This window comes from Lysobacter sp. F60174L2 (assembly GCF_052547135.1).
Genome location: NZ_JBQWRA010000003.1, coordinates 641,579 through 647,899, shown reverse-complemented (window position 1 = coordinate 647,899; position 6,321 = coordinate 641,579). Strand labels below are relative to the sequence as shown.

General features: G+C 66.5%; 4 protein-coding genes and 1 pseudogene. 3 read left to right on the top strand and 2 right to left on the bottom strand.

Features of this window, described 5'->3' with window-relative positions; all coding sequences use genetic code 11:
• Window positions 1–422 (bottom strand): annotated as a pseudogene (locus ACT9AS_RS11920) (hypothetical protein); the annotation flags it as partial.
• Window positions 423–695: 273 nt separating this feature from the next.
• Here ACT9AS_RS11920 and ACT9AS_RS11915 point away from each other — a divergent pair.
• Together ACT9AS_RS11915 and recN are read left to right on the top strand one after the other, a co-directional pair.
• Complete coding sequence (locus ACT9AS_RS11915) at window positions 696–3,614, top strand: winged helix-turn-helix domain-containing protein (RefSeq protein WP_445100338.1); 2,919 nt, start codon at window positions 696–698, stop codon at window positions 3,612–3,614.
• A gap of 85 nt (window positions 3,615–3,699) precedes the next feature.
• Complete coding sequence (gene recN / locus ACT9AS_RS11910; RefSeq protein WP_445100337.1) at window positions 3,700–5,373, top strand: DNA repair protein RecN; 1,674 nt, start codon at window positions 3,700–3,702, stop codon at window positions 5,371–5,373.
• Window positions 5,374–5,401: 28 nt separating this feature from the next.
• Here the strand turns inward: recN and fur are convergent, their stop codons facing one another.
• Complete coding sequence (gene fur, locus ACT9AS_RS11905) at window positions 5,402–5,803, bottom strand: ferric iron uptake transcriptional regulator (protein WP_445100336.1); 402 nt, start codon at window positions 5,801–5,803, stop codon at window positions 5,402–5,404.
• 113 nt (window positions 5,804–5,916) lie between these two features.
• Between fur and ACT9AS_RS11900 the strand changes: the two genes are divergently transcribed.
• On the top strand, window positions 5,917–6,306 hold the full coding sequence (locus ACT9AS_RS11900; RefSeq protein ID WP_445100335.1) for an outer membrane protein assembly factor BamE domain-containing protein: 390 nt from the start codon (window positions 5,917–5,919) through the stop codon (window positions 6,304–6,306).
• The last annotated feature ends 15 nt before the right edge of the window (window positions 6,307–6,321 follow it).

Genomic DNA, 6,321 nt, shown 5'->3' with positions numbered 1-6,321 from the left:
TGCTCGCCGTAGATCGGCAGCCCGCGGAAGGTCTGCTGGTAGCGCGTGTTGCGCACGCCGAAGTCGGTGTTGCGGCTTTGCAGCAAGAGGCGCGAGTCATCGCCCATCTGCAGCAGCTGCGCGTGGCGGGCATGGGCCATGGCCGGCGCGCCTGAACGGGCGACCGATGCCTGGTACTGGTTGTGGAGGGAGGTGACATCCAGATGGTGCAGATCGACACGATCGGCCGCCATGGCGCCGCCACTGAGTGCAAGCGCGGTGGCCGCGACGAGCACTTTGGTTGGAAGATTTCGATTCACTTGCTGATACCCCGAATTGAAAAGGAATGTCCGGCCACGGGCGTGGCCGGTTCTTTTGAAGGGTGTTGCATGCGACTTGGCGTCCCGTACGCGTCCAGCGAGCCGGGACCGGTCGAGAATCACGGGGACTCCCCCCGCAGCACCTCTTATGAGAGATCACTTTTTTCTCTTTTCCGGCGGCAAGCGTGATATTTGTCACGCGACGGAAGGAAGGGGAGCCGTCACCACCTCCCCCTACGTTGCAACTTCCAGTCTCGATATTTGCCCTGTTTGGTGTTTTGCCGGGAGTTGGCCGAGAATCCGGTACATCAGGGAGGATCGGGCACACCGGGAATGCGTGCCTGTCACACCGGACCGTGAATGCGACGGGGCCGTCGTATCAGGAGGTGCAGCCAAGTGAAAACAGCAGTCCACGTTCCGTGGTCCGACGATGTCCGGTATCTGCGCACTGGCGACCTGCTCGTCGACCTGTGCTACCGGCGCGTCACGCGTGGCGGAACCGAGGTCGAGCTGCCACAGCGGATCTACGACCTGTTGCTGCTGTTCCTGGCCGAGCCCGGCATCCTCCACACCCGCGCCGAGCTGTTTGAACGCCTCTGGGCCGGTGTGATCGTCGAAGATGCCAATCTCTCCCAGAGCATCTGGCTTTTGCGCAAGGTGCTGGGCGAGGACTGCAAGCACTGGGTCCGCACCGTCGCCAAGGGCGGATATGTCTTCGAGCCTCCAGGAGCCATCGAATACCTGGCTGAACTGCCCGGCCCCGAACCGATGCAGGACGCGGCAGCGCAGGACGCCGACCCCATTGCCCCGTCCGTGCCGGAAATCGATGCCGGTGACCGGCAGGAAAACCCGCTCCCAACGGCTTCGCCAGAGGCGCCGTCCGCTGCCGCGCAGTCACAACCACGCCAATGGCGTCGCTGGGGTCTGGCGGCGGTAGCGGTGGCACTGGCGATTTCAGTGGGTTCGTTCTGGATGAACAGGGCCACCAAAGCGGACGTCGCAACGGCGGCATCGCCGGACGCGGCGCCACCGGCCGCCATCGCCCTGATCGAGGTGCACGATCCGGCCGTCGCCACCCGCTGGCCGGTGACCCTGTTTCACCAGTGGCTGGGCTGGAAGCTGGGCGCCCTCCCAACCATTACCCTTTTGAGCGAAGCTGACATTGCTGCCGGTGCGGGTTCAACTGCACCGCTTGTCGTATTTCTCGCATCCGGTAGCGTTCCCGACAGGCCGGGACACGTAATGCTGCAGGCTCGCTTCAAGCATGGCGGCCATCTTCAACGGCTGGAAATGGAAGGTCCGGCTTCGACCGTTCCGGCAATGGTCGACGAGATGTCGCGCCAGGTGATGTCCCGGCTGCTGCCCCGCCACGCCGACCCATGGCCGACACTTGACCTGGACGCAGACGCCGCCAGTCGTTACGCCGAGGGAGTCGAAGCGTTCGAGCGCCGTGACTGGATCGCTGCCGCGGCTATCTTCAACGAGGTCGTGGAAATGGCGCCGCGTTTCGGGCTGGTGAGACGGCAACTGGCGCATGCCCAGGCGCGGTTGGCCCAGGGCCCCTCCGCAATCGCACACATGGAGGTTGCGCGCGATCTGTTGCAGCCGGCACCCACCCAAGTGGTCGCGGTGCTGGACGCGGAGCAACTGGCCGTCGACCCTCACCGCATCCAGGCCGCCGCCGAAGCCTATGGGCAACTGGCCAGTCGCTATCCCGACAAGTCGAACTACACGCTGACATACGCCAACCTGCAGGTGGAAGCCGGCCAGCCGGAGCTCGCGCTTGACGCGCTCACCGCGCACGACTGGGAGCAAAAGCCCACCGAGAAAAGGATCGCCCAACTGTTGCTCCGGAGCCAGGTACACCAGGCCCTGGGGGAGTCCCGGCGTGCAGGGGAATTCGCACGGACCGCCGAGCACCTCGCGAGAACCGCGGGCAGTGGCTGGGAAATCGAACGCGGAGCCGCCCTGCTACAGATGGCCAATGCCAGAGCCATGACGGACTCCCCGGAGGCCCTCACGGAGTTGTATGAGCAGGCGGCCAAGCTGATGGAAACGGCGGGCAACCGGACTGCGGCGCTCTATGCCCGCTTTCTCGTCGAAACCGTCACTCCTCCGACCGAGGGTCGCAACCCACACCTCGACAAACTGCTCGCCAAGGCAAACGCCGGCGGTTATCGACGCCTGGAAATGGAAATACTGATCAGGGTGGCCGCACAACATCACAGGGTCGGCGACCTGGAGGGATACCGGACCCGCCTATGGCAGGCGCTTGCCGTCGCGACCGCCTCCGGAGATACGACACGTCACGACCAGTTGGGAGTGCTGCTGCTCAACGAGGAAGTTTTGCAGGGGCATTTCGCCGACGCGGAGCAGCGCCTCAAGCAGTTGCAGTCGGCCGGACTCGGAGGCAGGGCAGCATTGATGCTGGACCAGTACGAGGCATTCCTGCACTACGTTCACGGTCGCCACCAACTTGCCCGGCAGACCCTTGACCGTGCCGAGCAACGCGTTGCCAACGATGACCGGAGCGCGACGAAATCCGAGCCCATCGCCCAGATGGCCTGCTCCCGGGCGGAGTTCCTGCTGTCGCTCGGCGACCTGACCGCTGCACGCAGGGATTGGCAGCGTTGCAAGGGGGCGGCGTCGCCCATCCACCAGGTGCTCGCCGCGCTGGGGCAGGCCAGAACCGAGCTGCTCGCGGGCGACACAGCCGGAGCCAGCAACCTGCTGCAGCCGATGGGCGACTCGCTGGCCACACTACCCGACGACTCCGACCGCTGGATGGTCACGATGGAACTGGCCCGCTTGCTGACCCGCGTCGGCGATACCGACGAGTCCGATCGGCTTTACAACGCGCTTCTTCCCAAGCTCCGGCGCAGCGGCTACCGGGCGCTCGTGTGGGCCACCGAAACCGGCCTGGCGGAAAACGCCGCCGCGCGTAGTGACTGGGCCGCCAGCCTCGCGTACCTCACCGGAGTACGGCGCGACCTGCCGGCGGACGAGTGGATGCTGAGCCAGCGCATCCGGCTGATCGATACCGCTGCGGCCTGGGCGGAAGGCGAACGCCAGCGCGCTGCCTCCTTGGCCGGCGAACTTCACAGCAAAGCCAGTCACCTGGGCGACGCCATCGTCCAGATGGAAATCCACAGCCTGCTACCCGACGGATCCATGCCGGACGGCTGCGACCAGGCCCATCGTGATCTGCTGGTGGCGCGCAGCGGCATGCGTGGCGCTTCACTGGACTGGTTGACGCCTGCGTTCGCCAAGCGCCAACTGCAACTGGCGGGCGCGCCGGAGCAGGCGCCGCACTGAGGCTTGGCCCGCTCATCCGGCGAGACGCCCGAGTGCCACCCTGCCCCTCCCCTGGACCGCCGGTCCCGATTACACTCGCCGCCGCATGCTTTCGCATCTCTCACTCAAACAGTTCGCGGTGGTCAGCGAGGCCGAGTTGGCCTTCGGGCCCGGCCTGACCGTCATCTCCGGCGAGACCGGTGCGGGAAAGTCGTTGCTGGTCGACGCGCTGGGGCTGCTTTCCGGCCTGCGCGCCGACAGCGGCGTGGTCCGCCATGGCGCCGATCGCGCGGAAGTCGTCGGTGAATTCACCCTGCAGGATGTCCCGGCCGCGCGGGACTGGCTGCGCGACAACGAGCTGGACGAAGGCGCCGATGACGCCTGCCTGGTACGCCGGGTGGTGCGGGCCGATGGCGGTTCGCGCGCATGGGTTAATGGACGTCCGGTCACGGTCGGGCAGTTGACGGAACTCGCCGGCCTGCTGGTCGAGATCCACGGCCAGCACGAGCACCAGGCCCTGCTGTCCAGGCCCAGCCAACTGATGCTGCTGGACGCCTACGGAAGGACCGCCAGCGAACGCGGCGCCGTGGCCGCCGCGGCCGAACGCTGGAGCGCGTTGCTCGATGAGCGTGAATCGCTCTCGGCCAAGGGGGACGTCAGCGAGCGCATCGAGTGGCTGGAGCACCAACACGCCGAGCTCGATCGCGAGACCCTGGAGCCCGATTCGATCGCGCAACTGCGGACCGACCATCGCCGGCAGGCCCACGCCGCCGACCTCATCGGTGCCTGCGAAGCCGCGTTTACCCGGCTCGGCAGCGATGACGCGCCTTCGCTGGCCCACGCGCTCCAGCAGGTGCGCGGTGAACTGCAACGGGTCGCCGAGCACGAGCCGAGACTGGAAGAGGTCGACGGCATGCTCGACGCCGCCGCGATCCAGCTCGACGAGGCGCTGGCCATGCTCGACCGGGTCCGCGGCGATCTCGACATGGACCCGTCCGCGTTCGACACGCTCGAGCAGCGGCTGGGTCGCCTGCACGACCTCGCACGCAAGCACCGCGTCACGCCGGAGGAGCTCTTCGCCCACCGTGACGGGCTTGCCGCGGAGCTGGAGCAACTGCGTGGCGCTGGCGTGCGGTTGCAGCGACTCGACACCGAAATCGAGGCCGCCCGCACGGACTGGCGCAAGGCGGCCGACGCCCTGGGTCGCAAGCGAGGCAAGGCCGCGGCGTCACTGGCAGCGGCCACCACCGGCCTGATTGCCGAACTCGGCATGGGCGGCGGTCGCTTCGACATTGCGATCGAGCCGATCGAAGGCGACCGGCCCGATCCGCAAGGTGGCGAACGCGTGGAGTTCCTCGTTGCCGCCAACCCGGGCCAGCCGGCGCGTGCCCTGCGCAAGGTCGCGTCGGGTGGCGAGCTGTCGCGCATCTCGCTGGCGATCGAGGTCGCCGCGCTGGGGCTGGATACCGTACCGACGATGGTGTTCGACGAGGTCGACTCGGGCATCGGCGGCGGCGTGGCCGAGATCGTCGGGCAGAAGCTTCGTGCACTGGGCGCCAGCCGCCAGGTGCTCTGCGTCACCCACTTGCCCCAAGTCGCCGCGCAGGGCCACGCGCACTATCGCGTCAGCAAGGCCGCGAGCGAGGGCGTGACCCAAAGCCAGGTCCGGTTGCTGGATGGCTCGCAGCGGCAGGAAGAGCTGGCGCGGATGCTCGGCGGCGTCGAACTGACCCGCGAGGCCCGGGCGGCTGCAAAACGATTGCTCAGCGACGTCAGCTGACGTCGCCCCGACTGCGGTAACGCGTCTTTCAGCGCGCCTTGCGCACGTACAGCACCAGCGAGTGCTCCTCGATCTCGTAACCGTGCTCGGCGGCGATCTTCGCCTGCAGTTCTTCGATCTCGGCGCTTTCGAATTCGATGATCTTGCCGGTGTCGATGTCGACCATGTGGTCGTGGTGCTGGCCGCGGTCGAGTTCGTAGACCGACTGGCCCGACTCGAAGTTGTGCTTGAGCACCAGCCCCGCCGCCTCGAACTGGGTCAGCACCCGGTAGACGGTGGCCAGGCCAATGTCTTCCCCATGGTCCAGCAGCAGCCGGTAGATGTCCTCGGCCGTCATGTGCCGGGGCTTGGCCTTTTCCAGCAACTCCAGGATCCGCGTGCGCGGATGGGTCACTTTCAGGCCTGCCTTGCGAAGGTCGTGCGATTCCATTGAAGCTCCTGACGCCGGATGAACACGGCATGCGGCGGGGCCGCGCGATCGTGCCCTGGAGTGTATCATCGGCCTGTTATCCGACCGCCATGAAACCGATGCCAAAGCACCCGATGCGTACGCTCCTGCTCGCCCTTTCCGTCGCCGGAATCACTGCCGGCGTGGCCGGTTGCGGCATCGTCTACCGCCAGCCGATCTTCCAGGGCAACCTGCTGGAGTCGACCGCCGTCGAGCAGTTGCAGGTCGGCATGAGCAAGCAGCAGGTGCTGGCCCTGATCGGCACGCCGTCGATCCAGGATCCGTTCCACCACGACCGCTGGGACTACACCTCGACCCAGCGCACCGACCGGCTGGCGCATACAAAGATCAAGACCTTCACCCTGTGGTTCGAGAACGATGCGCTGACCAAGTGGGAGGGCGAGTATTTCCCGGAGCAGGACGAGCAACTGGCCAAGTCCGCGCGCAAGCAGTTCGGTCCGAACCTGGCGAAAGACAAGAAGTAACGGTCAGCCAGCCCG

Excerpts from the sequence above, each read along its gene's own strand:
- ACT9AS_RS11900 (WP_445100335.1), top strand. The coding sequence starts at position 5,917 with ATGCGTACGCTCCTGCTCGCCCTTTCCGTCGCCGGAATCACTGCCGGC.
- recN (WP_445100337.1), top strand. The coding sequence starts at position 3,700 with ATGCTTTCGCATCTCTCACTCAAACAGTTCGCGGTGGTCAGCGAGGCC.
- fur (WP_445100336.1), bottom strand. The coding sequence starts at position 5,803 with ATGGAATCGCACGACCTTCGCAAGGCAGGCCTGAAAGTGACCCATCCG.